Raw genomic sequence first — 25,724 nt, forward strand, 5'->3', positions numbered from 1 at the left:
CATGATGCTGCACGCGCACTTTGTGCGTCAGGCCGCATTAGTCTAGGGTATACGTTGTGACGGAGGCGCCCGATTGGTGCCATCGTTGCCAGCAGGCGGCCAGTGCTGGCCGACGCGCCGGGCATGCCCCGGTTTCCTTGCGGGACGGACCTGAAAGCGGACCTGAATCGTGCGACGACGTCTCTGGCCCAGGCTCGTGATGCTGGCCCTGCTGGTGGGGGGCGGCTATGTCCTGTACGCGGTCGTGGCCGAGGAGCTGTCCACCTCGCGCCTGCAGGCCCGCTACTTCTCGGCGCGCGTCAGGGACGCGGGCTACGCCGACGCGGCCGGGCCCAGCGACCGCATCCGCTTCCCCGACGACGGCCCCTACGACCTGCGCTTCGGCTACAGCCGCCTGCCGCAGTTCACCGAGCTGCTGGAGGCGCGCGGCTACAGGCGCGAGCGCCAGGCGCGCTGGTCCGCCCGCCTGCTGGAGATCACCGATTCCGGCCTGTTCGCGCCCTACCGCGAGAAGACCCGGGCCGGCCTGGCGCTGCTCGACTGCAACGACCAGCCCTTCGGCGCGGCGCCGGCGCCGGACCGCGCCTACGCCGGCTTCCGGGACATCCCGGCGGTGCTGGTGAATGCCTTGCTCTACATCGAGAACCGCGACCTGCTCGATCCCGAGTTCCCCACCCGCAACCCCGCGCTCGACGTGCGCCGCTTCACGCGCGCGGCGATGGACCAGGGCGTGCGCCTGTTCAACGACCGCCACGAGGCGCCCGGCGGCAGCACGCTGGCCACGCAGATCGAGAAGTACCGCCATTCGCGCGCCGGGCGCACCGGCTCGCCGCACGAGAAGCTTCGGCAGATGGCGAGCGCGTCCATGCGGGCCTATCTCGACGGGCCGGACACCATCGGCGCGCGCCAGCGCATCCTGCTCGACTACCTGAACACGGTGCCGCTGTCGGCGCGCGCCGGCGTGGGCGAGATCAACGGCCTGGGCGACGGGCTGTGGGCCTGGTACGGCCAGGACTTCGGCGAGGCCAACCGCCTGCTGGGCGCGGCCGGCATGGGGCCGGGGCCGGGCAGCGGCCCGCTGCCGGGCGAGCAGGGCGCCACCCAGGCGCGCGTGTTCAAGGAGGCGCTGTCGCTGATCATCGCGCAGCGCGGGCCGTCGCATTTCCTGCGGCGCGACACCGCCGCGCTGGCGGCGCTGACCGACAGCTACCTCCGCCTGCTGGCCGCCGCCGGCGCCATCCCGCCGTGGCTGCGCGACGCCGCGCTGGCCCAGCCGCTCAGGCTGCGCGGCGAGGACGCCGGCGCGCAGGACCGCCCGGAGATCTCCTTCGTCTCGCGCAAGGCCATCAGCGGCGTGCGCACCGACCTGCTGCGCTATCTCGGCCTGGGCAGCAGCTACGAGCTCGACCGCCTCGACCTGACCGCCCACAGCACCATCGACACCGGGCTGCAGCGCGTCGTCACCGATGCGCTGCTCAAGGCCGGTACGCGCGACGGCGCCCGCGCCACCGGGCTGTACGGCCGCAACCTGCTGCGCGACGGCGACGACCCCGGCCGGCTGGCGATCAGCTTCACGCTGTACGAGCGCGCCGGCGGCGCCAACCTGCTGCGCGTGCAGGCCGACAACCTCGACCTGCCGTTCGACCTCAACCGCGGCGCGCGCCTCAACCTGGGCTCCACCGCCAAGCTGCGCACGCTGGTGACTTACCTGGAAATCCTCTCCGAGCTGCACGAGGCGTTCTCCGCCATGACGCCCGCGCAGCTCAAGGCGGTCACGCCGGCCAGGCTCGACGCGCTCAGCCTGTGGGCGCAGAACTACCTGCTGACGCAGCCCGACAAGAGCCTGCGCGCGATGCTGGAGGCGGCCATGCTGCGCAAGTACTCCGGCGGCGCGGGCGAGGCCTTCTTCACCGGCGGCGGCCTGCAGACCTTCTCCAACTTCGAGCGCTGGGAAAACCTGAAGATCATGCCGGTGCGCGAGGCCTTCGAGCATTCAGTCAACCTGGTGTTCGTGCGCCTGATGCGCGACATCGTGCGCTACGAAACCTACCGGCTGCACCCGGACGCCGACGCATGGCTCAACAACCCGGCCGCGCCCCAGCGCCGCGCCTACCTGGTGCGCTTCGCCGACCAGGAGGGCAGCGACTACCTGCGCGCGTTCTACGGCAAGTACCGCGGCAAGACCTGGCCGGAGCGGTTCCGGCGCGCGCTGGAGAACCGGCGCTTCAGCCAGGTCGGGCTGGCGGTCACGCTGCGCAGCATCGAGCCGGACATGGACCTGGAACAGTTCGCCAGGATCATGCGCGCCACGCTGCCGAAGATCGCCAAGGCGCCGCTGACCGACGAAGCGCTGGCCAGGATGTACGGCAAGTACGGCCCGCGCAGCTTCAACCTGAACGACCGCGGCTACCTCGCGCGCGTGCATCCGCTGGAACTGTGGCTGCTGGACTACCTGCGCCAGCACCCCGACGCCAGCCTGGACGAGGTCCTGCGCGACAGCACCGCGCAGCGCCAGGAGGTCTACGCATGGCTGTTCAAGACCCGCAACCCGGGCGGGCAGACCCGGCGCATCCGCGGCCAGCTCGAGCGCCAGGCCTTCGGCGAGATCGCGCGGCGCTGGCAGCGGCTGGGCTATCCGTTCGGCGCGATCACGCCGTCCTACGCTTCGGCCATCGGCGCGGCGGGCGACCGCCCGGCGGCGCTGGCGGAACTGGTCGGCATCATCCAGAACGGCGGCGTGCGCGAGCAGGCCACCGCGCTGCGCCGCCTGGACTTTGCCGAGGGCACGCCGTATGCCACGGTGTTCGGGCTGGACATGCACGGCAAGCGCCTGCTGAGCGAGGACCTGGCGCAGGTGGTGCGCGCCGCGCTGGTGGGGGTGGTGAACTCGGGCACGGCCGGGTCGCTGCGTTCGGCGCTGGCGGGCAGCGGCATCGTCGCCGGCGGCAAGACCGGCACCGGCGACCACCGCTACGAGGTCTACGGGCCGGGCGGCCGGCTGATTTCGTCGCGCGTGGTCAGCCGCTCGGCGACCTTCGTGTTCTTCCTCGGCGAGCGCTATTTCGGCAACGTCACCGCCTACGTGCAGGAGCCCTACGCGGCGCGCTACGCCTTCACCAGCGCCTTGTCGGTGCAGTTGCTCAAGTCGCTGGCGCCGGCGCTGCTGCCGCTGGCGCGCGACGGCGGTGCGCGCGTGCCGCTGGCCTGCCAGCACTGAACCCGCCGGGCCGGGCTCAGTCCCAGCAGTGGCGCAGGGCGCTGTAGCGGTCTTCGGAGTCGCGCGCTTCGCGCTCGTATTCGGCGATGACCTGCAAGGTGGCGCGCTGGAGCAGGGACCCGGCGGTCAGCAGGGCCGCCAGATCGCGCAGGCCCTGCAGGCAGGTCACGGTGGGAATGTCGGCGTCTTGCTGCATGATGCGTTGCTGGCTCGGGACAGGCGGCTCGTGCCGCTCGATGATTCGAGTGTAGTGAGCCGCCGGGCGCCCGAATGCAAGGCAATGTGTCCGCGCCAACCTTTTGCCGGCCTTTTCGGGGCGGGGCCGGCGAGCCGTCACATCATGGCCGGCCGAAGTGGCGGGCAAGCAGCGCGCCGGTCAGCACGGTGACGCAGATCCACAACAGCACGATCACCACCGCGGCGATCCGGCTGCGCGGGCGTTGCGCGGCGGCCACGGCGGCCGCGCGGTATTCGCGCATCAGCTCGGGCGGCACCATCCGCACCGCCAGCAGCACGCCCAGCGGCACCAGCACCACGTCGTCGAGATAGCCCAGCACGGGGATGAAATCCGGGATCAGGTCGAGCGGCGACAGCGCGTAGCCCGCCACCAGCAGCGCCACCACCTTGGCATACCAGGGCGTGCGCGGGTCGCGCGCGGCCAGCCACAGCGCATGTACGTCGCGCAGCACTTCGCGCGCCCAGACGCGGCAGCGCACCACCGCGCGCCGCAGGTGGCCGCGCACGTCGTCGGCCACCGGCACCACCGCCAGCGCCAGCAGCAGCGCCGCCAGCGCCAGCGTGGCGCTGAAGCCCAGGTGCTTGAACCCCAGCGCGCCGATCACGCCGCCGCCGAAGAACAGCCCCACCAGCGTGGCCAGCATGCGCAGCCGGGAGCGGTTGGCCAGCACCACCGGCTTGCCGGCGACGGCGCCGGTGGCGTTCCAGTAGAACAGCTTGCCGAGCTCGATGCCGATGTCGGTCACCATGCCGGTGACGTGGGTGGTGCGGATCTCGGCATTGGAGATCTTGGTGATCATGGCGTTCTGCAGGCCCATGATGAAGCACAGCACGATCACGGTGGCGGTGCCGAGCGCCCAGCGGTGCATCTCCAGGTTGCCGCCCATCAGGCCGAAGCACAGCAGCAGCACGGCTTCCAGCAGCAGCGGCAGCGCGTATTCGCTGTGCAGGTCCTCGCGCCGCGCCCAGTTGATCAGCACGGCCGAGGTGGCGGCGCCGGCCAGGAAGGACAGCAGCGCGCCCAGCCCCTCCAGGAACAGCCCGGCCTCGCCGAGCGCGAGATGGTCGGCCATCGCGGAGACGATGCCGCTCATGTGCGAGGTGTATTGCTGGACCGCGAGATAACCGCCGGCGTTGGCGGCGCCGGCGACGAAACTGAGGTAGCAGGCGAGCTGCCGGTTGGCTTGCGGACTGCGCTGGCGCCCGGCGAGGCTGCGCAGGTAGGGGATGGGCATGGCGACGGATTCCGTGAGCGGCCGTGGGTGGAGCAAGGTGCAATGGATGGAATGGTAATCCACGCGGCGCCGTGCCCGCGGCCGGCGGCCCGCCCGGCACGCTTGCATGACGCGCGGCGAGGCCCGCGCGGGGCGCCGGACCGGCGCTTTCCTGGGCCGGCATGCGGCGAGATGGATATGTACTAGATTGTTTTAAAATACAATAAGGCTGCCGGCAATATTTGCGCGCGCCCGGCTTCGGGGCTACCATCGCGGCTCTCGTCCGGCCGCGCCGCTTGCGCGCCGGCACGGCTTGCGCCACCGGCGCCACCCGATCCCACTGCCCATGCCCGCTTCCAGCAAACCGGCCTCGCCGCTGCAGATCGACCTCGCGCGCCGCATCGCGCGGCAGGTGGCCGAGGGCGAGCTGGCGCCCGGCGCGCACCTCGCCGAGGAAACCCTGGCGAGCCATTTCGCGGTGTCGCGCACGCCGGTGCGGGCGGCGCTGCGGCTGCTGGCCGGGCATGGCCTGATCCGCTACCGCGCCAACAGCGGCTATTTCGTCGAGGCGCCGGCGCACGGCGCCGCGGTGCCGGACTTCGGCGAGTCCGGCATGGGCGGCGACGAGCTGTACCGCCAGCTGGTGGACGGCCGCGCCGGCAAGCAGCTGCCCGACACGCTGACCGAGAAGGAGCTGCTGCGCGCCTATCCGGTGTCGCGCAGCCTGCTGGCCAAGACCCTGACGCGCATGGCGGCGGACGGCCTGATCGAGAAGCGCGCCGGCCACGGCTGGCGCTTCCTGCCGTCGCTGGAAACGCCGGAGGCGCTGGCCGAGAGCTACCGCTTCCGCATGATCGTGGAATGCGGCGCCTTGCTGGAGCCGGCCTTCGAGGCCGACAAGGCGCAGGTCGCGCGCTGCCGCAAGGCCTACGAGCAGGTCATCGCGGACGGCGGCGCGAGCCTGTCGCCGGCCGGGTTCTTCGCGCTGAACACGTCGTTCCACGAGATGCTGGCGCGCTTTTCCGGCAACCGCTTCATCGTGCAGGCGGTGCAGCAGCAGACCCAGTTGCGCCGGCTGGAGGAGCATGCCGCGTTCTACCGCGAGATCGACCTCGTCGAAGCCTGCCGCGAGCACCTGCAGATCCTCGACGCGCTGGAACTGGGCGACCGCGAATGGGCGGCCGCGCTGATGCGCCGGCACCTGCTGAACGCGCGCGCCCACAGCAACTGAGCGGCCGCGCCGCCGCTTGTCACGCGGCTTGTCACTCCGCCTTTCACGCCGCCTCCCTTCCTCCGAACGCATCGCAATGCGCGGCCGTGCCGGGCGCGGTGCGGCTATGCGCGCGCCTGTCCCGCGGGCATGGGCCGTATTCGCGCAACATTGTACTTTGTTAATATTTAGTACAAAATGGCTGGGACCGTACCTTACCGCAACGCCACTTCGACGAGCCCCGCCATGACCGCCCACAGCGTATTGCCCGCTTCTGACTCCGCTTCCGCTTCCATTTCTGTCTCCGACGCCGATCCCGCCGCCGCGATGGCCGCGTACTGGATGCCGTTCACGTCCAACCGCCGCTTCAAGCAGCAGCCGCAACCGCAGATGTTCTCGGGCGCCGACGGCATGTACTACCTGCGCCCGGACGGCAGCCGCGTGCTCGACGGCATGGCCGGGCTGTGGTGCGTCAACGCCGGGCACCGCCGCCCGGAGATCGTCGAGGCCATCGCGCGCACGGCCCATGAGCTGGACTACGCGCCGTCGTTCCAGATGAGCCACCCGCTGGCCTTCGCGTTCGCCGAGGCGCTGGTGGCCGAGGCGCCGGCCGGCCTGTCCAACGTGTTCTTTTCCAATTCCGGGTCGGAGGCGGTGGATTCGGCGCTCAAGATCGCGCTGGCCTATCACCGCGCGCGCGGCGAGCCGCAGCGGGTGCGCCTGATCGGGCGCGAGCGCGCCTATCACGGCGTGGGTTTCGGCGGGCTGTCGGTGTCGGGCATTGCCGGCCACCGCAAGCCGTTCGGCAACCTGCTGCCGTGGGTGGACCACCTGCCGCACACCTACGACCGCGCGGCGATGGCGTTCTCGCGCGGGCAGCCGGCGTGGGGCGCGCACCTCGCGGACGAGCTGGAGCGCCTGGTCGCGCTGCACGACGCATCCACCATCGCCGCCGTGATCGTCGAGCCGGTGTCCGGCTCCACCGGCGTGCTGGTGCCGCCCGTGGGCTACCTGCAGCGCCTGCGCGAGATCTGCGACAGGCACGGCATCCTGCTGATCTTCGACGAGGTCATCACCGGCTTCGGCCGCGTGGGCGCGCCGTTCGCCGCGCAGGCCTTCGGCGTGGCGCCGGACCTGATGACCAGCGCCAAGGGCCTGACCAACGGCGCGGTGCCGATGGGCGCGACGCTGGTGGGCGGCCATGTGTACGAGGCCCTCATGCAGGGCGCGCCGGGCAGCATCGAGCTGCCGCACGGATACACCTATTCGGGTCATCCGCTGGCCTGCGCGGCCGGGCTGGCGGCGCTGGACATCTACCGCCGCGAGGGGCTGTTTACGCGCGCCAACGACCTGGCGCGGCAATGGGCCGACGCGGCGCACGGCCTGCGCGGCCTGCCGCACGTGGCGGACGTGCGCAATATCGGCCTGCTGGCGGCCATCGAGCTGGAGCCGCTGCCGGGCCAGCCCGGCCAGCGCGGTCATGCGGCGCACCTGGCCTGCCTGGCGCGCGGCTGCCTGATCCGCGCGGCGGGCGACACGATGGTGCTGTCGCCGCCGCTGGTCATCGCGCCGGCGCAGATCGACACGCTGTTCGGCACGCTGGCGGAGGTGTTGCGCGCATCGTGACGCGGGCCGCCGCGCCGGCCTAGCGCAGCGAGTGGTTGGGCTGCGGGGCCGCGCGCTCGGCCGGGTGCTGCGACTTCATCCACTGCGCCGCGGCGTCGGCATCGAGCGGGCGCGAGAACAGGTAGCCCTGGCCCATGTGGCAGCCCTGCGAGAGCAGGAACTGGCGCTGGGCGTCGTTCTCCACGCCTTCGGCCACCACCGCGAGCTTCAGGCTGTCGCCGATGCGGATCACGGCGCTGGCCAGTTCGCGCGCGGCGGCGTCGCTCTCCAGGTCAATCACGAAACTCTTGTCGAGCTTGAGCTGATGCACCGGCAACTGGCGCAGGTAGCCCAGGCTCGAATAGCCGGTGCCGAAATCGTCCATCGACAGGCGCACGCCCTGCGCGTGGATCGCGGCGACGGTGGCGGCGATGCCGGCATCGTCCTCCATCAGCAGGCCCTCGGTCATCTCCAGCACCAGCGCATGGGCGGGCAGGCCGTGGCGCGAGAGCGTCTCGGCCACGTCGGTGGCCAGCGCCGGGTCGCGGAAGCTGCCCGGCGAGATGTTGACGGAGATGGTCGGCACCGGGATGCCCTCGTGGCGCCAGGCGGCCAGCTGCGCGCACGCGCGCTCGAGCACCCAGCGGTCCAGCGTGCCGATCAGGCCGGCGTCCTCGGCCAGCGGCACGAAGCGGTCGGGCGGCACCTTGCCGAAATGCGGGTGGTGCCAGCGCACCAGCACTTCCAGCCCGTACAGGCGCCCGTCGCGCAGGAACACCTGCGGCTGGAAGTTGAGGTGGAGTTCCTCGTTGAGCAGCGCGTCGCGCAGCGCCGATTCCAGCGCCAGGCGCTCCTGCGCGGCCCAGTTCATCTCGATGCTGAAGAGGCGGAACAGGTTGCGCCCGGCCGCCTTGGCGTCGTACATGGCCATCTCGGCGCAGTGCAGCAGGTAGTCCAGCGTGTCGCCGTCCGACGGGAACAGGCTGATGCCGATGCTGGCCGAGGGCGCGATGCTGGCGTGGTCGATGCGCAGCGGCTGGCGCATCGCCACCAGCAGGCGCTGGCCGGTGGCGATGGTGCGGGTGCGGTCGGCGCCGGGCAGCACCAGCGCGAACTCGTCGCCCGACAGGCGCGCCACCAGCGCGCTCTCGCCGGCGTGGGCGACCAGGCGCTTGGCCACCTCGCGCAGCATCTTGTCGCCGCCGCTGTGGCCGAGCGAGTCGTTGATGTACTTGAAGCGGTCCAGGTCGACGAACAGCACGCTCAGCGCGGCGCCGGCCTGGCGCGCCGCCAGCAGCAGCTTGCCGGCCTGGCGCTGCAGCTGGCTGCGGTTGGGCAGGCCGGTGAGGGAGTCGTAGTGGTCGAGCTGCTGGATGCGCTCGGCGGCGTCGTCGCGTTCGAAGGCCAGCTTGCACAGCCAGGCGCAGACTTCCACCACCTGCTGGTGGAAGGCGTCGGGCTCGCGCACGCTGCGGAAATAGAAGGCCAGCGTGGCCAGCACGCGGCCGTCGCCGGCCTTGATCGGGTACGACCAGCAGGCCGCCAGGCCCAGCGGCAGGGCCAGGTGGCGGAAGTCCGCCCAGCGCGGGTCGGTGGCGATGTCGCTGACCACCACCGGCTCGCCCAGCCAGGCGGCGGTGCCGCAGGAGCCCACCGCGGCCCCGACCGGCACGCCGTCGAGCGCCGCCGAGTACTCGGGCGGCAGCGCCGGCGCGGCCAGCGGGCGCAAGCGCCGCTCGCTGTCCACGCGCAGCACGGAGGCGACCACCGAGGGCGCCACGCGCTGCACTTCCTGGCAGATCAGCTCCATCACCGCCGGCAGCGGCTGATCCATCACCATCGCGTGCAGCACCTTGCGCTGGAGCAGCTCGTAGGTTTTCTTCTGCGTGATGTCGGACAGGATGACGATGCCGTGGTGGTGCCCACCCACCGTGCTGACCAGGTGGCGCACCGTGACCGACACCCACAGCGGGCTGTTGCCGCGCGCGTAGATCAGCGCCTCGTGGCGCTCCACCGCGGGCGCGGCGCGCTGTGCCTGCGGGCGCCGCATGGCGGCGGGGTCGGTGAACTCGCCGGCCAGCACGTCGGCGGGCGTGCGGCCGAACATGTCGCTCGGCGCGTAGCCGAGCAGGCGCGTCAGGCCGGCGTTGACATAGACGATGCGCCAGTCGGTATCCACCACCAGCACCGCGCTGTCGATCTCGTCGGCGATCACCGACAGCAGCGGATGGTCGTCGCGGCCGACGCCGGCGCCGTCCGGCACCTTGACCAGCAGGGTGCGCAGCGCGGCGCTGCCCGGCGTGGCGACGGCTTCGGCCAGGAAGCCGAAGCGCCGTCCGCCGTCCGGGCGCAGCACCTGCACCGCCGGCAGCAGCTCGCCATGCTCGCCGGCGGGCTGCGGGCCGGCGCCGGGCAGCGGCTGCACCAGCGTGTCGACGTGCCGGCCGAGCACCTGCGTGCGGCAGGCGCCGCAGAGCGTCTCGGCCGCCGCGTTCAGGAAGATCACCTGGCCATCCGCGTCCACCACGAAGACGGCATCGGTGGCCTGTTCGAGCGAATTGCGGAATAGCAGATGGGGGTCGGCTATGCCGAGCGCTTTGTCTCTGTCTGGCATGGGTGAGGTAAACGTCGCTAACGACCGATAATGCCTGCCCGCCCCGACGGGGCCCTGCGTGACAATGACTCGGCTCTGGCATTGCTATCGGCATGGCGGCCCCGATCCTGAAGTTATTTTTTCGGCGCTCACCGGGCGCGCGCCGGCGGGGCTGCCAAGGCACGCCCGGGCTTGGCATAATTGCGGCGCGGCCATTCGCCGCCTTTGCTGACTGTTCTTCCACCGTTCTTACACCGTCCTCTGCCCGGAGCCCGAGACATCATGGAATTCAAGACCCTGCTGGTCGAACTTGGCCCGGACCCGGGCTGCGCCGACCGGGTCCGCCTGGCGGCGGAGCTGGCGCGGCACAGTGCCGCCCACGTCACCGGCGTGACCGCGACCGGCACGCGCCTGGAGCCGTTCCGCGGTGCCGGCGACGACGCCGGCCGCTACGCCGAGCTGGCCCGGCGCCAGTTGCTGGCCCAGGCCGCGGCGGCCAGCGCCGATTTCCACCGCGTCATGCAGGAAACCGCGCCGGAGCTGGGCTGCAACCATCGCCTGATCGAGGAAGAGCCGGGCTGGGCGCTGGCCCGGGAAGGGCGGCTGGCCGACCTGATCGTGCTGGCCCGGCTGCCGGGGCTGGAGTCGCTGCCGGTGCTGGTGGCGCAGACCCCCGAATACGTGATGCTGGAGGCGGGCCGGCCGGTGCTGCTGGTGCCGCCGGGCGTGCGCCGGCTGGACTGCGGGCACGTCGCCATCGCCTGGGACGGCGGCCGCGAGGCCGCCCGCGCGGTGGCCGACGCCATGCCGCTGCTGCGCCGGGCCGCGCGCGTGAGCGTGATCAGCGCGCCGGGCGCCGACGGCGGCGCGCCCGAGCCGCATGCCGCGCCGGCCGCGCTGTGCGAGCACCTCGCGCGCCACGGCATCGTGGCCGCCATCCATGCCGCGCCGGGCGGCCAGCGGCCCGGGCCGCTGCTGCTGGGCGCGGTGCGCGAGCTGCGGGCCGACCTGCTGATCGCGGGCGGCTACGGACACGCGCGCCTGCGCGAGCTGGTCACGGGCGGCACCACGCGCACGCTGATGCGGCAAGCAGAGATTCCTGTGCTGATGTCGCATTGACTATCCCATCGACTACCGCATTGACTACCGCATCGACTATCCCGTCGACCGCGGCATCGACCGTCGCGTCGGCGCCGGGCGGCGCGCGGCCGGCGGCACCGGCGCCATCCGCGGCACGGCGGGCCGGGAACCCCACAAGACCATCATGACAATCGACTGGACGCATTTCACGCCGCTGCCGGCACTGGCCGGCGGCCTGCTGATCGGGCTGGCCGCGGCGCTGTTCATCCTCCTCAACGGGCGCATCGCCGGCATCAGCGGCATCGTCGGCGGCCTGTTGCGCCCGGCGCGCGGGGACGTGGCCTGGCGGCTGGCCTTCGTGGCCGGGCTGGTCGCGGCGCCGTTGTGCTGGCGCCTGTTCGCGGCGCTGCCGGAGATCCGCATCGAGGCCGGCACCGGCGTGCTGGCCGTGGCCGGGCTGCTGGTCGGGCTGGGCACGCGCTACGGCTCGGGCTGCACCAGCGGGCATGGCGTGTGCGGGCTGTCGCGGCTGTCGCCGCGCTCGCTGGTGGCCACGCTGGCCTTCATGGCCACCGGCTTTGCCACGGTCTACGTGGTCCGCCATCTGGTCGGGGCTTGAGATGGCCACGCCCATGACGACTCCCGATACCGCGTCCCACGGCGCCGCGCGCGTGGCTTCCCCGCTGTCTTCCCCGCTGTCTTCCCTGTTGTCGGCGCTGCTGGCCGGGCTGGTGTTCGGCCTCGGGCTGATCCTGGCCGGCATGGCCAATCCCGCCAAGGTGCTGGGCTTTCTCGACCTCGCCGGCGCCTGGGACCCGTCCCTGGCGCTGGTGATGGGCGGCGCCATCGCGCTCGGTCTGGTGGCGTTCGCGCTGGCGCGGCGCCGCCGCGTGTCGCTGCTCGGGCTGCCGATGCGATTGCCAGGCGCGCGCGGCATCGATGCGCGCCTCGTCGGCGGCAGCCTGCTGTTCGGCGCGGGCTGGGGCCTGGCCGGCATCTGCCCGGGCCCGGCGCTGGTGCTGCTCGGCGCCGGCGCGTGGCAGGGCGCGGTGTTCGTGCTGGCCATGCTGGCGGGCATGATGCTGTTCGAATGGCTGGAGCGGCGCGGGCGGACTTGCGCCGCGCCGGCGCGATGAGCGCCGTGGGGCCCGGCGAGGGCCGCGCGAGGGCCGAGGCGCGCATGGCCGGCGAGCACGACGGCGCCGGCGCGCCGACCAAGACCGAGGAGGCGCGCCGCAGCACGCTGGTGAGCGTCGGCGTCAATCTGCTGCTGACCGGCATGCAGATGGCGGCCGGGCTGTTCGCCGGCTCGCAGGCGCTGATCGCCGACGCCGTGCACTCGCTGTCCGACCTGATCTCCGATTTCGTGGTGCTGTTCGCCAGCCACCACAGCCGCAAGGGCGCCGACGCCGACCACCAGTACGGCCACCAGCGCTTCGAGACCGCCGCCTCGCTGGGCATCGGCATCCTGCTGCTGGCGGTCGGCGTGGGCATGCTGTGGACGGCGGTGAGCAAGCTGGAGCATCCCGAGCTGATCCAGCCGGTCAAGGAGATCGCGCTGTGGGTGGCGCTGGGCGCGCTGGCGGCCAAGGAACTGCTGTTCCGCTACATGCTGGCGGTGGCCCAGCGCGTGCGCTCCGCCATGCTGGCGGCCAATGCCTGGCACGCGCGCTCGGACGCGGCGTCCTCGCTGGTGGTGGCGCTCGGCATCGGCGGCAACATGCTGGGCGTGCACATGCTCGACCCGATCGCGGCGCTGGTGGTCGGCCTGATGGTCAGCCGCATGGGCTGGAAGTTCTCGTGGGAGGCCATGCACGACCTGATGGACGGCGCCGTGGACGCGCAGACCGTGGCGGCGATCCGCGAGGCCATGCTCGGCACGCCCGGCGTGCACGGCCTGCACGGGCTGCGCACGCGCAAGATGGGCGACTTCGTCCTGGCCGACGTGCACCTGGAGATCGACGGCGCGCTCACGGTGGAGGCCGGCCACCACATCGCCCTCGAGGCGCGCCGGCGCGCGATGGAAGTGACCGACGTGCTCGACGTGATGACGCACATGGACCCGGTGCACCTGCCGCGCTGAGCCGCCCGGGGCGGGCAACGGCCGGCGCCGATGCCCGGTATCATGGCGCTTTCGCCCCGGCGCCAGCCCGGGCCGCCGCCAAGATCAACCCTCCCCGACGCCGGACGGCATCCCGCCGGTCCGCGCGCGCCAGTCCATGACAACCATGCAAAGCCAGTCTTCGATGAGATTCCTGCCCTATCTCGTCGCCGCCACCTTTTTCATGGAGTACCTCGACACCACCGTCATCGCCACGGCGCTGCCGCAGATGGCGCAGTCGTTCGGGGTCGGGCCGAACGACCTCAGCCTGGGCATGACCGCCTACATGCTGGCGCTGGCGGTGTTCATCCCGATCAGCGGCTGGATCGCGGACCGCTACGGCTCGCGCACCGTGTTCGGCGGCGCCATCGTGGTGTTCACGGTGGCCTCGGTGCTGTGCGGCGCGTCCAGCGGGCTGGCGGAGTTCACCGCGGCGCGCGTGCTGCAAGGCATCGGCGGGGCGATGATGGTGCCGGTGGGGCGCCTGATCGTGGTGCGCAACACCGACAAGCGCGATCTCATCAAGGCCATCTCCACCATCACCTGGCCGGCCATCGCCGCGCCCGTGGTGGGGCCGCCGATCGGCGGCTTCATCACCACCTATGCGTCCTGGCGCTGGATCTTCCTGCTCAACGTGCCGTTCGGCATCGCCGCGCTGGTGGCCACCTTCATGATGATCCGCAACGCGCGCGCGGCCGAGCGCAAGCCGCTCGACGTGATCGGCTTCCTGCTCGGCGGCGCCACCCTGACGCTGGTGCTGTACGGCACCGAGCTGGCCAGCCAGGACGGCGCCAGCCTGGCGCTGGCGGGCGGCTGCGTGGCGGCGGGGCTGCTGTCCGGCGTGCTGACCGTGCGCCACGCGGCGGGCCACCCGCATCCGCTGCTCGACTTCACCACGCTGCGCGTGCCGACCTTCTCCGTCACGGTCATTACCGGGTCGTTGACGCGCGTGGGCATCGGCGCGGTGCCGTACCTGATGCCGCTGCTGTTCCAGGTCGGCTTCGGCCTGTCCGCGTTCCGCGCGGGGCTGCTGCTGCTGGCCAGCGCGGTCGGCAACCTCGGCATGAAGGCGCTCACCACGCCCGTGCTGCACCGCTACGGCTTCCGCTCCACGGCGATCGTCAACACCGCGCTCGCCGGCGTGTTCATCGTGGCCTGCGGGCTGCTCACCTCGGACATGCCGCTGGCGCTGGTGCTGTTCGTGGTGTTCGTGTACGGCGTGACGCGCTCGATGCAGTTCTCCACGCTCGCCTCGCTGGCCTATGCCGACATTCCGCCGGCGCAGATGAGCGGCGCCAACACGCTGTGGAACGCCGCCCAGCAGATGACCATCGGCCTGGGCATCGCGTTCGGCTCGCTGTCGCTGCGCGTGGCCGCGGCGCTGCGCGGCGAGTCGGCCCAGCCGGGCGGATTGCCGCATTTCACGCTGGGCGATTTCCGCTGGGCCTTCCTGTTCGCCGGGGTGCTGACGCTGGTCTCGCTGATCGGCTACGTCCGCATGGCGCCGGACGCGGGGCGGCACCTGGCGGCGCAGCGCAAGACCGCCTGAGCGGGGCGCCCACGGCAGGTCCTGGCCGACCGGCGGGATCGCCGGCGCCATCGCCAGCAGGGCGTCGGCCTGGCGCCGGACCCGCGCGGCAATGGCGCGCGCCATGTCGCGTTCCGCGCCGGCGTGGATACGGAAACAAAGACTGCGCCTCGGGCTTGGCGCCAGTCATTTCGATCACCGGCCGCGGGCGCATGACAGACTTGGTATACATATCTTGACCAGGCAAATGATAATCATTATTATTTGTTGTCTCAGGTTTGTGACACGATCTGAGTCAGCAAATGGGTTTCCGGACACCGACGTGTCCGGATTTTTTTCGCCATGCGGATACCGCGTGGCGGCCGCGCCGCATTCCCTTCCCGCCATCCTTTCCTTCTTTCCGCCAGCCCGCCCATCCCCGCCGCGCGGCGTTGCGGTAGCATCGCTTCCAGCATCTCCCGCGTGACGGCGCCCACCGTGTTGCCGCCGTTGCCGTTCCACCTCCGCAGATCCGACCGACGCCAAGGCGCATGGGAAAGCCAATGACGGAAGCCACCGTTCCACCGCCCGGCGATGCCGTGCCCGCCGGCCGCCGCTGGGAGTGGCTGCCGGCGCAGGGCAGTTGGGGCTACTACGCGCTGCTCGGCGCGGTCGGGGTGCTGGTGCTGGGGCCGCTGGGCGGGGTCGCGGCGGCCTACATGAATTTCTCGCTCGGCTTCTTCGTGGGCGGGCAGGTGCTGGCCGGCATCCTGGGCTCGACCATCACCTACGGCTACGGCGCGCAGGGGCGCCACGGCGCCAACTACATCCAGACCATTGCCGCCTCGGTGGCCGGCATGAGCGCGATGGCGGTGGTGATCCAGGCGATGACGTGGATGGGCCTGCCGGAGCCGCCGCTGTGGCAGCTGATGCTGTACATGCTGTGCGTGGGCATGTTCGGCGTGGGCGTGGGCATGCTGTACACGCCGGTGCTGGTGGACCGCCTGCAACTGACGTTTCCGTCCGGGCTGGCGGTGGCCAACATCCTGCGCGCGCTGACCGATCCGGTGCTGCTGCGGCTTTCGGTCGCGCGGCTGGCCGGCGGCGCCGCGCTGGGCGTGGCCTGCGGCGTCGGCGCGGCGCGCGTGGCGCTGCTGGCGGCGGTGGACCTGTCGGCCTCGACCTTCGGCGCGGGCATGATCGTGGGCGCGCGCATCGGGCTGGCGGCGCTGGCGGCCGGGCTCGCGAGCCAGGCGCTGGTGCCGTATTTCATCTCGATCGGCTGGCTGGCGCCGGGCGACCCGTTCCGCAAGATCACGTTCCTGATCGCGCTGGGCATGATCATGGGCGCGGCGCTGGTCGACATGTCGCTGCTGCTGCGGCGCGCCTGGCGGCAGGGCCGGGCGGTCCGCGAGGCGCGCGCATCCCAGCCGCGCGCGCCGGGCGGCGCGTCGTGGCGGCTGCTGGCATGGGTGGTGTTCTGGGGCGCGGCCATCGTCGCGGTGGGATCTGGCCTGCTGGGCCAGCCGCCGGGCTACCTGCTGCTGGCCGTGGTGCTGGTGTTCCTGTTCGCGATGGTCAACGGCATCTCGGTCGGCATGGTGGACCAGAACCCGATTTCCTCGGCCTTCGTGCTGTCGGTGATCCTGATGGCGGCGCTCGGCCTGAAGGACCCGCAGGTGGGGCTGATCGCCGCGACGGTGCTGCTGGTGTCCACCGGCCAGGCCTGCGACATGCAGCAGGACCGCTCCACCGGCTGGCGCCTGGGCACGGACCGCACCGTGCAGTTCCGCTTCCAGGTGGCCGGCATCGCCGCCGGCGCGGTGCTGGCGGTGCTGTTCGCGCGCCTGTTCATGCGCGCTTATCCCGAACTGGCGCTGGACCAGACCATGCTGGCCGCCGACGCGCAGCCGCACCGCTGGGCCTCGGCCATGACCTACAAGATCGTCGGCGCGCTGCGCGGGCTGGCGCAGGACCTGCCGCACCAGCGCACCGCGGTGGCGCTGGGGATCGGCCTCGGCCTGGCCACCGCGCTGCTGCGCCTGCTGGTCAGGTCGCGCGCGGGCTACCAGCGTCTTGTCGCGGCCGGCGGCAAGGGCCGCGTGCTCGATTTCCTGGTCGATACGGTGCTGCTGCCTTCGCCTTATGCGTCTTCGTTCGGCGGCTTCGTCAACCTGCCGACCTCGGCCTGGTTTGCCGCCGGCGGCGTGGTGGCCAGCGTGGTCGACGCGCTGCCGGGCCGGCGCGCGGCGGCGGACCCGCTGCCCGCCGACATGAGCACCACCTCGCTGGTGGGCGGCGGGCTGATCGCCGGCGATGCGCTGGCCGCGGTGGGGCTGGGCATCGCCGGCCTGCTGTTCACGGCGATGGGCTAGCCCTGTTCCCAGGCGCTGCACCAGCCCGCCGCCGCGACCTGCTTGTCGCCGAACAGCACGCAACTGCCGGTGGCCGGGCTGCTGCCTTCCTGGAACAACTGGCAATTGGCGCAGGTCTGGCTGGCCGCGTGCTTCGGGTACTTGGCCTGGTCGACCTTGCGGGTGTCCGCCTTGTAGCCGAGGCCGACGGCCTGCGGGTCCTGCTCGTCGAGCAGGGCCGCCGCGGCGGGCGCGGCGGCGGTGGCCGCCAGGCCCGCGGCCAGGGCGATCGGCACGGTCTTCAGGAACTCACGGCGGGAGGGCATGCTGCTTCCTTTTTCTGGCTGGAGGAATCGGGATCGCGGGTGGGTGATGCCGGCGGCCGCTGGCGGGAATTGTGTTTCATGGGGAGGGCGGCGCGGCCCGCGTGCAGGATTGTGGCACAGCGCCCCGCGCGGTGGCTCGGCGTGCCGTATCTGTGGCAAACTCGCCGCTGCCTTCCGAATGCCACATCGTCGTCATCTTCTCCGTCTTCCGCCTCTTCCGCGTCTTCTCCCTTCCTTTCCTATCCACGCCATGACCGCTTCCACCAACACCGACACCCTGCGCCAGGCCCTGCAGGAGCCGCTGCCGCTGCAACTCTCGCCGCTGATGGGCGCCGGCTTCCTGGACGGCGCCGAGGCCGGCCGCTTCGCCATCTACACCGAACCGCCGCAGGCGCCGGGCCGCGAGGAAGTGCTGGCCGGGCTGCGCGCGCAACTGGCCGCGCAGGGCGGCGCGCAGGCCAGCGGCGAGACGCTCGACAGCGACGACTGGGAGCCGGGCCAGGCCTTCGAGATGGACATGGACAGCGACGAGATCTGCGGGCAGGTGCTGTTCTACCGCCTGATCCTCGCGCGCGACCTCGATCCCGTGGGCTATTGCGCGTTCGAGATCAATGCCGACGAAACCGGCGTGATCTTCGTCACGCTGGTGGAATCGTGGATCCGCGCGTCCTGCGTCGCGCTGGGCGTGCAGCGCGGCTTCGTGCAGCAGATGGCCGGCGCGGTCTACGCGGTGCTGGCCGAACTCGACGCGCGCCTGCAGGCCGCGGGCGAGCACGATGCCGCGTTCGAGGTGCTGCTGGGGCTGGATGAGGAAACGGAGGACAACGGCGCCTTGCTGCACGCGCTGCGGGACACGCTGCGCGGCTGGACCGGCGCGGACGCCGCCGGCGACGCCGGGCGCGAGCCGCTGGGCATCGTGGCGGTCAACGTCTCGGTGATCGGCGCGGGCGCGTGATGGCGCGGCGGCGCGGCGGCATCCGCGAGCAGGGAACGCATCTTGCTTGACTTCCGCGGGCCGTCGCGGCAATGATTTCCCCGGCTTTGGGGATGGGCAGACGCGGCGTGGCGCAGGGATTCCGCTCCCGGCGCCGCCAATATGCAATATGCAATACGCAACGCCGCAAGACGTGACGCGCACGCCATCGACGGACACACGTCGAGGCAACGCAGGAGAATCGTTTTTTTCGCAGCACCGGGGTGCGGGGAGTGCTTTGCAATGCGAAAAGACGAGATTCTTCTGCGAATGCGCCAGGGGGCCACGCTGACCCTGGCGGTCAATCCCTGGGGCGGGCGGATTCCCGCGGCGATACTGAAGCACCCGCCGTCGCTCGAGCACGACGTGCACATCGCCTGGTGGCAGATCCAGCGCCTGCTCGATGCGCAATTGCTGGCATTCGACGGTGCCACGCTTGAAAAATCCACATCCCTGCGGCTGACCCGGCTGGGGCTGCGGCAGGCCGGCGCCGAGGGCGCGCGCGACCCCGCGTGAGGCGCGCGCGCCGCCGCGCTCAGGCCACGCCCAGCAGCGACTTGGGCTCCATGAACGCTTCCAGCCCGAAGGTGCCGTACTCGCGGCCGATGCCGGACTGCTTGAAGCCGCCGAACGGCGCGGCCGGCTCGTGCGCCAGCGTGTTGACCAGCACGCGGCCGGCCTCGATGCGCTGCGCCACCGCGCGGGCGCGCGCCGCGTCCGTGGACAGCACGTAGCCCTGCAGGCCGTAGCTGGTGTCGTTGGCGATGGCGATGCCTTCCTCGGTGTCGCCGTAAGGCAGGATCGCCAGCACCGGGCCGAAGATTTCCTCGCGCGCGATGGTCATGTCGTTGCGCACGCCGCTGAACACGGTCGGGCGCACGAACCAGCCGTCGCGCGTGCCCTGCGGGCGGCCTTCGCCGCCGGCCAGCAGCCGCGCGCCTTCGCCGATGCCGATGCGGATGTAGCGCTGCACGCGCTCCCACTGCTTCTGGCTGACCATCGGGCCGATGGCGGTCTCGGGGTCGCGCGGGTCGCCGCTGCGGATGCGCGCCACCTCCGCCACCACGGCCGCCTCGAATTCGGCCAGGCGCTGCCGCGGCACCAGGATGCGCGTGCCGGCGATGCAGGCCTGGCCGCTGTTCATGAAGCCGGCCTGCAGCGCCAGCGGCACCGCCTGCGCGAAGTCGGCGTCGTCGAGCACCAGCACCGGCGACTTGCCGCCCAGCTCCAGCGTGACGCGCTTGAGCGTGTCGGCGCCGGCGCGCAGGATGGCCTTGCCGACCGCGGTGGAGCCCGTGAACGACACCTTGGCCACGTCCGGGTGCGCGCTGATCTCGGCGCCGACCACCTCGCCGCGGCCGGTCACGATGTTGAACACGCCGGGCGGCAGGCCCGCCTCGTGCAGCGCCTCGGTGACGATGCGGGTCTGCACGGCGCTCATCTCGCTGGGCTTGATGACGGCGGTGCAGCCGGCCGCCACGGCCGCCGCGAGCTTGCCGCAGATGAAGCTGCCGTTGCTGTTCCACGGCGTGATCAGCCCGGCCACGCCGAGCGGCGTCATGATGACGTCCGCCGTGCCCATGCGGCGCGTGAAGGCGTAGTCCTCCAGCACGCGGGCCGCCTCCAGCAGCACGCTGGCGGCATGCTGCGCCATCCAGCGCCCGCGCGACACCGGCGCGCCGTACTCCGCGACGATGGCCTCGAACAGCTCGTCCTCGCGCGCCTGCACCGCGGCGTGCATGCGCCGCAGCCACTCGATGCGCTCGGCCTTGCTGGTGCGCGAGAAGGCGGGAAACGCGCGGCTGGCTGCGGCGATGGCGCGCCGCGCGTCGTGCGCGTCGGCCAGCCGGACCTGGCCGCTGGGCGCGGCGGTGGCGGGGTTGTACAGGTCGAACCATTCCTCGCCGTGCGGGGTGACGAAGGCGCCGTCGATGTAGATCTGTTCGATGCGATGCATGGGAACTCCGGGAATGCGCAGGATGCGTAGGAACATGGGGCAGAAGATAAGCCCGCGGCATTGGCCGGTCTAGCCATATAATTCCGCACGAACTATTGAGTAATTTAGGACAATGCAGACTTCCGGACTCGGCGAGCTCGAAGGCGTGGCCGCGGTGGCGCGCCTGCGCAGCTTCCGCGCGGCGGCCACCGAGCTGGGCGTCTCCACCTCGGCGCTCAGCCATGCCATCGCCGCGCTGGAGGCGCGCATCGGCGTGCGGCTGTTCCACCGCACCACGCGCAGCGTGTCGCTGACCGAGGCCGGCGCGCAGTTCGTGGCCGGCATCGCGCCCGCGCTGTCGGCCATCCGCGGCGCGATGGAGCAGGCCGGCAGCCACCGCGACACGCCCTCCGGCACGCTGCGCATCAATACCTCGTCGGGCGCCGCGCGGCAGGCGATGCCGCTGTTCCTGGCGTTCCTGCGGCGCTATCCCGAGATGCGGCTGGACATCGTCACCGAAGGGCGCCTGATCGACATCGTGGTGGCCGGCTTCGACGCCGGCATCCGGCTGGCCGAAAGCGTGCCGCTGGACATGGTGGCGGTGCCGCTGGGGCGGCCGCAGCGCTTCGCCGTGGTCGGCAGCCCGGCGTACTTCGCCGCCAACCCGCCGCCGCGCGCGCCGGCCGACCTGCTCGCGCACCGCTGCATCCGCACGCGCCTGCCGAGCGGCACGCTCTACCGCTGGGAATTCTCGCGCCACGGCGAAGCGCTCAGCGTGGACGTGCAGGGCGAGCTCACGCTGGACGATCCTTACCTGATGCTCGACGCGGCGCGCGACGGCATGGGCCTGACCTATCTCACCGAGTGGAGCGTGGAGGCGGACCTCGCCGCCGGCACGCTGGTGCGCGTGCTGGAAGACTGGACGCCGCCGTTCGACGGGCTCAGCCTGTACTACCCGGGCCGCCGCCACGTGCCGGCGGGGCTGCGCGCGCTGATCGAGATGATCCGCGAGGACGCGCAGCCGGCGCCGCGGCGGCCGGGCAAGGCGCGCGGCAAGCGCTGAAGGCGGCGCGCCCGGTCAGCCGGACCGCAGGTTCAGAGGCTTTCGTGCAGCACGCGCGGCGGCGCCGCGTGTTTCGTGTCTGCCGCTGGCGCCGCAGTCTCCGCCACCGCGTCGGCGAACCGCACGGCGATCGCCTCCATCGGCGTGCCCGGCCCGAACAGTCCGCGCACGCCCAGCCCGAGCAGCAGGCGCGCGTCGGCGTCCGGCACGATGCCGCCGGCAAAGACCGGCGTGCCCGGTTGCCGCTGCGCCAGCGCCCGCAGGAAGCGCGGCAGCAGCGCGAGGTGCGCGCCGGCCAGCGTGGAGATGCCGATCGCGTCGTAGCCGCCGCGCGCGGCCTCGGCGGCCACGTCCTCGGGCTGCTGGAACAGCGGGCCGAGCGTGACGGCGAAGCCGGCGTCGGACAGCGCCGCGGCCACCGCCTTGGCGCCGCGGTCGTGCCCGTCCAGCCCGAGCTTGGCGATCAGCACGCGCGGCGCGCGGCCCAGCCCGGCGGCCAGCGCGCGCACGCGGGCGCAAGCCTGTTCCCAGGCGGCGTCCGTGTCGCCTGCGTTGCCACGCGCGCTGCCATATTCGCCGGCGGCGAACACCGGGCTGGCCTGATGGCGCGGCCAGACCTGTTCCAGCGCCGCCGTGCATTCGCCCACGGTGGCGCGGCAGCGCATGGCCTCGATGGCGAGCGCGAGCAGGTTGCCGCCGCCGTCGCGCGCCGCCGCCGTCAGCGCGGCCAGCGCGCGTTGCAGCGCCGCCGGGTCGCGCGCCTGCTTCAGCGCGGCCAGGCGCTGCGCCTGCGCGGCCTGCACCGCGCGCCCGTCCACCATGAAGCAGGCCGGCTCCTCGTCCGGCCCGCGGAACTGGTTGACGCCGATGATGGCCTGCTCGCCCGAGTCGATGCGGGCCTGCGTGCGCGCGGCGCCGCGCGCGATCATGGCATGCACCCAGCCCGATTCGAGCGCGGCGAGCACGCCGCCGCGCGCCGCGATCTCGGCCATCAGCGCGCGCACGCGGCGCGCCACGTCGTCGGTCAGCGACTCCATCATGTAGGAGCCGGCCCACGGGTCGGCCACTTCGCACAGGCCCATCTCGCGCTGCAGGATGAGCTGGGTGTCGCGCGCCAGGCGCGCGGCGTCGGCGCCGGGCAGCGCCAGCGCTTCGTCGTAGGCGTTGGTGTGCAGCGACTGGGTGCCGCCGAACACCGCCGCCATCGCCTCCACCGTGGTGCGCACCACGTTGTTGAGCGGCTGGCGCGCGGTCAGCGACCAGCCCGAGGTCTGGCAGTGCGTGCGCAGCGCGCCGGCGCGCGCGCTGGTGCCGCCGGCGGCCTGGATGATCTCCCACCACAGCAGGCGCGCGGCGCGCAGCTTGGCGATCTCCAGGTAGAAATCCTTGCCCACGCCGAAGAAGAAGCTCAGCGTGCCGCAGAATTCGTCCACGCCGATGCCGCGCGCGCGGATGGCCTCGACGTAGGCCTGGCCGTTGGCCAATGCCAGCGCCAGTTCCAGCACCGGGTCGGCGCCGGCTTCCTGGAAGTGGTAGCCGGAGATCGACATGCCGTTGAAGCGCGGCACGTGCCGCGCCAGCCACGCCACCACGTCGCCGGCGATGCGCATGGACGGCGCCGGCGCGAAGATCCACGCATTGCGGACCATGTACTCCTTGAGGATGTCGTTCTGGATGGTGCCGCTCAACCGGGCCAGCGGCACGCCACTTTCCTCGCCGGCCACCAGGAACGCGGCCAGCACCGGCAGCACCGCGCCGCTCATGGTCATCGACACCGAGACGCGCTCCAGCGGGATGCCCGCGAACAGGCGCTTCATGTCCTCGACCGAATCGACCGCCACGCCGGCCATGCCCACGTCCGCCTGCGCCAGCGGGTGGTCCGAGTCGTAGCCGCGGTGGGTGGGCAGGTCGAACGCCACCGACAGGCCCTGCGCGCCCTGCGCCAGCGCGGTGCGGTAGGCGAGGTTGGAAGCGGTGGCGTCGGCGAAGCCGGCGTACTGGCGGATGGTCCACGGCTTGCCGGCGTACATGGTGCGGTGCACGCCGCGCACGAGCGGCGCCTCGCCGGGCAGGGTGCCCAGATGGGCGATGCCGTCGAGGTCGGCGGCGGTATAGACGGCGCGCCGGGGCACGCCGTGGTGGCCGTTGCTCATCGCGTTCTCCAGTGCTTGCGCGTGACCACGTCGGCGATCTTCTCGCCGTCGCTGGCGCGGCGGATCTCGCACCAGTGCGCCAGCCCGCCGGGGCCGCTGTGCACGGCGCTGAACGATAATTCCAGCGCGTCGCCCAGGTTGACGTTGCCGTGGAAGAACAGGTCGCGCTGCGACACCGCGGGCGGTTCCTCGAAGCGCTGCCACTGCCACTCGGCGCGGTCGACGATGGCCTGGAAGCTGGCGAAGTAGAGCAGGTCGGCGCCGTTGAAGTCGGTGTACGGGCAGGGCAGGTATTCGGCGGTGTGGCGCGCGGGCGCCAGCGTCTGCGCCAGCCCGAGGTGCGCGCCCCAGTCGCCCGCGCGGAAGCGCTTGGCCAGCGTCGCCATCTCGGCGGCGGCGGGCAGCGGCGCCTCGGGCGCGGGGCCGAAGGCCGCGCGCACCACCGAGCGGTTGTCGCGCTCGCGCTCGCGGCGGATGAAGGTGGACATCATCGTCACCTCGGCGCGGCGCGCCTCGCCCGCCATCACGCGGTGCGTGCTGTGGTGGCGCGCGCCGGTCACGCGCTGGAGCTCGCTGTCGATGGCGAATGCCGCGTGCTCGCCCATCGTCTCCAGCGCGGCCTCGCGCACGCGGATCGCCAGGAAGGCGGCGTAGGATTTGTGTCCCCCGGCGTCGCGGAACTCCGGCACGGCCTGCCCGGCCAGCGCGGCGAGGCCCTGCCAGTGCAGGTCGCCGCAGGTCTTGAGCAGCCAGTTCTCCGACAGCCCCGTGTACGACAACTGCGGCATGCCCGCCACGTAGTCGGTGCGAGCGCGGTGCATGTCAGGCCGCCAGCGCTTCTTCGCCGGTGCGCGCGGCGATCACCTTGGCGGCCAGGAACTCGGCGTCGCGCGCGATGCCGGAGAAGCGGCCCGAGCCCCAGGTGTGCAGCCACGGCAGGCCGAGGAAGTACAGGCCGGCCTGCGCGGTGACGCCGCGCACGTGGCCGGGATAGCCGCGGCCGTTGAAGACCGGCACTTCCAGCCAGCTGAAGTCCGGGCGGAAGCCGATGCACCAGATGATGCTGCCGATGCCGGCGCTGCCCAGGTCCAGCGCGGTGCGCTCGCCGGCGGGCCGCCACACCGGCTCGTAGACGCTGGCCGGCGGCGCCGCGATGCCTTGCTTCTCGATGTACTTGTCGATGCCGGCGTTGATGCGGTTGTAGGTGTCGTCGGCGTCCTGCAGGTTGGCCGCCAGGTTGGGCGCGAAGCGCAGGTGGCCGTCGCGGTAGTCGTCCAGCACGCCGTACAGTTCCATGCCTTCGCTGGCGAACTTGCGCAGGTCGATGTCGCGCCCGCCGTCGCGCCCGGTCACGTAGTGGTTGGTGTTGTCGCGCACGCCCTCGCGCAGCGGGTGTTCTTCCACCGGCATGTCGTAGTACTGCATGTCGGCCAGCCAGTCCACCACGTCGCGGCCGCGGTAGAAGCGCGCGCAGCGCGGCGCCTCGCCCACCGCCAGGTAGACCTTGCGCCCGGCCAGGTGCAGGTCTTCGGCGATCTGCGCGCCGGACTGGCCGGAGCCCACCACCAGCACCGCGCCTTCGGGCAGCGCCTGCGGGTTGCGGTACTCGGACGACTGGATCTGGCGGATGCCGGCCGGCAGCCGCTCGGCCATGCGCGGCACGATCGGCGCGTGATAGCCGCCCGAGGCCACCACCACCTGGTCGGCGGTGAAGTCGCCGTTCGAGGTGAAGACCTCGTAGCCGCCGTGCTCGCGCGGCCTGACGCGGCGCACCTCGGTGTGCTCGAGCACCGGCGCGTCGACCATGCGGATGAAACCGTCCAGATAGGCCTCGATCTCGTCCTTCTTCATGAAGCCGTGGGGGTCGCTGCCCCGGTACGGGTAGCCGGGCAGCGCGCATTGCCAGTTGGGCGTGACCAGGCAGAACGCATCCCAGCGCTGGTTGCGCCAGGTGTGGGTGATGGTGTGCTTCTCGATCACGAGGTGGTCGATCCTGGCCTGCTGCAGGTAGTAGCTCATGGACAGGCCTGCCTGGCCGCCCCCGACCACGATCACGCTGTAGTGCTTGGCGGCTGCCCCGCCGGGTTGGCTTGCGCCGAGAGTATTGGACATGATGGTTCCTTCGTAGATAGCGGTGATGCGCGAATGACTGGCG

At 72.0% G+C, this 25,724-nt stretch carries 20 protein-coding genes; 12 read left to right on the plus strand and 8 right to left on the minus strand.

The annotated features are described in order from the left end of the window. Positions 1-169: 169 nt before the first annotated feature. On the plus strand, positions 170-3,217 hold the full coding sequence (locus AC3WXD_RS02810) for a transglycosylase domain-containing protein (RefSeq protein WP_492322995.1): 3,048 nt from the start codon (positions 170-172) through the stop codon (positions 3,215-3,217). Between the two features lie 16 nt (positions 3,218-3,233). Here the strand turns inward: AC3WXD_RS02810 and AC3WXD_RS02815 are convergent, their stop codons facing one another. Then, positions 3,234-3,413 carry a hypothetical protein gene (locus AC3WXD_RS02815; RefSeq protein ID WP_454733224.1) on the minus strand — a complete coding sequence of 60 codons (180 nt, stop codon included), beginning with the start codon at positions 3,411-3,413 and terminating at the stop codon, positions 3,234-3,236. A 142-nt stretch (positions 3,414-3,555) separates the two neighbouring features. Then, a complete protein-coding gene (locus tag AC3WXD_RS02820; RefSeq protein ID WP_020206546.1) occupies positions 3,556-4,689 on the minus strand; it encodes a DUF1275 domain-containing transporter in 1,134 nt (377 codons plus the stop codon). A 325-nt stretch (positions 4,690-5,014) separates the two neighbouring features. Here AC3WXD_RS02820 and AC3WXD_RS02825 point away from each other — a divergent pair, with 325 nt between their 5' ends. Next, positions 5,015-5,899 carry a GntR family transcriptional regulator gene (locus AC3WXD_RS02825; protein ID WP_492322996.1) on the plus strand — a complete coding sequence of 295 codons (885 nt, stop codon included), beginning with the start codon at positions 5,015-5,017 and terminating at the stop codon, positions 5,897-5,899. A gap of 306 nt (positions 5,900-6,205) precedes the next feature. Then, positions 6,206-7,504, plus strand: coding sequence for an omega-aminotransferase AptA (gene aptA / locus AC3WXD_RS02830; RefSeq protein ID WP_059411731.1), 1,299 nt, complete (start codon positions 6,206-6,208; stop codon positions 7,502-7,504). A gap of 19 nt (positions 7,505-7,523) precedes the next feature. Here aptA and AC3WXD_RS02835 read toward each other — a convergent pair whose 3' ends face one another. Further along, a complete protein-coding gene (locus AC3WXD_RS02835; RefSeq protein ID WP_492322997.1) occupies positions 7,524-10,097 on the minus strand; it encodes a sensor domain-containing protein in 2,574 nt (857 codons plus the stop codon). Positions 10,098-10,358: 261 nt separating this feature from the next. Here AC3WXD_RS02835 and AC3WXD_RS02840 point away from each other — a divergent pair, with 261 nt between their 5' ends. The 6 genes from AC3WXD_RS02840 (at position 10,359) to AC3WXD_RS02865 (ending at position 17,139) form a co-directional block, all read left to right on the plus strand. Further along, positions 10,359-11,195 carry a universal stress protein gene (locus AC3WXD_RS02840; protein WP_492322998.1) on the plus strand — a complete coding sequence of 279 codons (837 nt, stop codon included), beginning with the start codon at positions 10,359-10,361 and terminating at the stop codon, positions 11,193-11,195. Between the two features lie 145 nt (positions 11,196-11,340). Next, on the plus strand, positions 11,341-11,775 hold the full coding sequence (locus tag AC3WXD_RS02845; protein ID WP_059411729.1) for a YeeE/YedE family protein: 435 nt from the start codon (positions 11,341-11,343) through the stop codon (positions 11,773-11,775). A 13-nt stretch (positions 11,776-11,788) separates the two neighbouring features. After that, a complete protein-coding gene (locus AC3WXD_RS02850) occupies positions 11,789-12,292 on the plus strand; it encodes a DUF6691 family protein (protein ID WP_020202484.1) in 504 nt (167 codons plus the stop codon). Between the two features lie 44 nt (positions 12,293-12,336). Continuing rightward, positions 12,337-13,239: a cation diffusion facilitator family transporter gene (locus tag AC3WXD_RS02855; RefSeq protein WP_454734023.1), complete on the plus strand. Its 903-nt coding sequence runs from the start codon at positions 12,337-12,339 to the stop codon at positions 13,237-13,239. 163 nt (positions 13,240-13,402) lie between these two features. Then, complete coding sequence (locus tag AC3WXD_RS02860) at positions 13,403-14,806, plus strand: MFS transporter (protein ID WP_492323351.1); 1,404 nt, start codon at positions 13,403-13,405, stop codon at positions 14,804-14,806. A 521-nt stretch (positions 14,807-15,327) separates the two neighbouring features. After that, on the plus strand, positions 15,328-17,139 hold the full coding sequence (locus AC3WXD_RS02865; protein ID WP_454733227.1) for an OPT/YSL family transporter: 1,812 nt from the start codon (positions 15,328-15,330) through the stop codon (positions 17,137-17,139). Here the strand turns inward: AC3WXD_RS02865 and AC3WXD_RS02870 are convergent. After that, positions 17,136-17,444: a high-potential iron-sulfur protein gene (locus AC3WXD_RS02870; RefSeq protein WP_059411727.1), complete on the minus strand. Its 309-nt coding sequence runs from the start codon at positions 17,442-17,444 to the stop codon at positions 17,136-17,138. The genes AC3WXD_RS02865 and AC3WXD_RS02870 overlap by 4 nt on opposite strands. Positions 17,445-17,694: 250 nt before the next feature. Between AC3WXD_RS02870 and AC3WXD_RS02875 the strand changes: the two genes are divergently transcribed. Both AC3WXD_RS02875 and AC3WXD_RS02880 read left to right on the plus strand, forming a co-directional pair. Then, a complete protein-coding gene (locus tag AC3WXD_RS02875; protein WP_492322999.1) occupies positions 17,695-18,399 on the plus strand; it encodes a hypothetical protein in 705 nt (234 codons plus the stop codon). Positions 18,400-18,660: 261 nt separating this feature from the next. Then, positions 18,661-18,933 (plus strand): hypothetical protein, encoded by a 273-nt coding sequence (locus tag AC3WXD_RS02880; protein ID WP_155888032.1) that lies wholly within the window; start codon positions 18,661-18,663, stop codon positions 18,931-18,933. Between the two features lie 19 nt (positions 18,934-18,952). On the opposite strand, the gene AC3WXD_RS02885 is transcribed toward AC3WXD_RS02880, so the two are convergent. Further along, positions 18,953-20,374: an aldehyde dehydrogenase family protein gene (locus AC3WXD_RS02885; RefSeq protein ID WP_020202491.1), complete on the minus strand. Its 1,422-nt coding sequence runs from the start codon at positions 20,372-20,374 to the stop codon at positions 18,953-18,955. A 112-nt stretch (positions 20,375-20,486) separates the two neighbouring features. Here AC3WXD_RS02885 and AC3WXD_RS02890 point away from each other — a divergent pair, with 112 nt between their 5' ends. Further along, the gene (locus AC3WXD_RS02890) at positions 20,487-21,416 is read left to right on the plus strand and encodes a LysR family transcriptional regulator (RefSeq protein ID WP_020202492.1); all 930 of its coding nucleotides are present in this window, start codon (positions 20,487-20,489) and stop codon (positions 21,414-21,416) included. 32 nt (positions 21,417-21,448) lie between these two features. Here the strand turns inward: AC3WXD_RS02890 and scpA are convergent, their stop codons facing one another. The 3 genes from scpA to AC3WXD_RS02905 are packed head-to-tail and all read right to left on the minus strand — an operon-like array spanning position 21,449 to position 25,681. Then, a complete protein-coding gene (gene scpA / locus AC3WXD_RS02895) occupies positions 21,449-23,569 on the minus strand; it encodes a methylmalonyl-CoA mutase (protein WP_492323000.1) in 2,121 nt (706 codons plus the stop codon). Then, entirely contained in the window at positions 23,566-24,390 is an 825-nt protein-coding gene (locus tag AC3WXD_RS02900) for a Pnap_2097 family protein (protein WP_059411723.1), read from the minus strand. Before AC3WXD_RS02900 ends, scpA begins: the two co-directional genes overlap by 4 nt. Before the next feature lies 1 nt (position 24,391). Beyond that, positions 24,392-25,681 carry an MSMEG_0569 family flavin-dependent oxidoreductase gene (locus AC3WXD_RS02905; protein WP_492323001.1) on the minus strand — a complete coding sequence of 430 codons (1,290 nt, stop codon included), beginning with the start codon at positions 25,679-25,681 and terminating at the stop codon, positions 24,392-24,394. Positions 25,682-25,724 lie beyond the last annotated feature (43 nt).

This window comes from Cupriavidus sp. FW216-B1 (assembly GCF_058789195.1).

Bases quoted from the DNA above. Each gene is read 5' to 3' on its own strand.
- AC3WXD_RS02815 (WP_454733224.1), bottom strand. From the start codon at position 3,413: ATGCAGCAAGACGCCGACATTCCCACCGTGACCTGCCTGCAGGGCCTG.
- AC3WXD_RS02820 (WP_020206546.1), bottom strand. From the start codon at position 4,689: ATGCCCATCCCCTACCTGCGCAGCCTCGCCGGGCGCCAGCGCAGTCCG.
- AC3WXD_RS02825 (WP_492322996.1), top strand. From the start codon at position 5,015: ATGCCCGCTTCCAGCAAACCGGCCTCGCCGCTGCAGATCGACCTCGCG.
- aptA (WP_059411731.1), top strand. From the start codon at position 6,206: ATGGCCGCGTACTGGATGCCGTTCACGTCCAACCGCCGCTTCAAGCAG.
- AC3WXD_RS02835 (WP_492322997.1), bottom strand. From the start codon at position 10,097: ATGCCAGACAGAGACAAAGCGCTCGGCATAGCCGACCCCCATCTGCTA.
- AC3WXD_RS02840 (WP_492322998.1), top strand. From the start codon at position 10,359: ATGGAATTCAAGACCCTGCTGGTCGAACTTGGCCCGGACCCGGGCTGC.
- AC3WXD_RS02845 (WP_059411729.1), top strand. From the start codon at position 11,341: ATGACAATCGACTGGACGCATTTCACGCCGCTGCCGGCACTGGCCGGC.
- AC3WXD_RS02850 (WP_020202484.1), top strand. From the start codon at position 11,789: ATGACGACTCCCGATACCGCGTCCCACGGCGCCGCGCGCGTGGCTTCC.
- AC3WXD_RS02855 (WP_454734023.1), top strand. From the start codon at position 12,337: ATGGCCGGCGAGCACGACGGCGCCGGCGCGCCGACCAAGACCGAGGAG.
- AC3WXD_RS02860 (WP_492323351.1), top strand. From the start codon at position 13,403: ATGAGATTCCTGCCCTATCTCGTCGCCGCCACCTTTTTCATGGAGTAC.
- AC3WXD_RS02865 (WP_454733227.1), top strand. From the start codon at position 15,328: ATGACGGAAGCCACCGTTCCACCGCCCGGCGATGCCGTGCCCGCCGGC.
- AC3WXD_RS02870 (WP_059411727.1), bottom strand. From the start codon at position 17,444: ATGCCCTCCCGCCGTGAGTTCCTGAAGACCGTGCCGATCGCCCTGGCC.
- AC3WXD_RS02875 (WP_492322999.1), top strand. From the start codon at position 17,695: ATGACCGCTTCCACCAACACCGACACCCTGCGCCAGGCCCTGCAGGAG.
- AC3WXD_RS02880 (WP_155888032.1), top strand. From the start codon at position 18,661: ATGCGAAAAGACGAGATTCTTCTGCGAATGCGCCAGGGGGCCACGCTG.
- AC3WXD_RS02885 (WP_020202491.1), bottom strand. From the start codon at position 20,374: ATGCATCGCATCGAACAGATCTACATCGACGGCGCCTTCGTCACCCCG.
- AC3WXD_RS02890 (WP_020202492.1), top strand. From the start codon at position 20,487: ATGCAGACTTCCGGACTCGGCGAGCTCGAAGGCGTGGCCGCGGTGGCG.
- scpA (WP_492323000.1), bottom strand. From the start codon at position 23,569: ATGAGCAACGGCCACCACGGCGTGCCCCGGCGCGCCGTCTATACCGCC.
- AC3WXD_RS02900 (WP_059411723.1), bottom strand. From the start codon at position 24,390: ATGCACCGCGCTCGCACCGACTACGTGGCGGGCATGCCGCAGTTGTCG.
- AC3WXD_RS02905 (WP_492323001.1), bottom strand. From the start codon at position 25,681: ATGTCCAATACTCTCGGCGCAAGCCAACCCGGCGGGGCAGCCGCCAAG.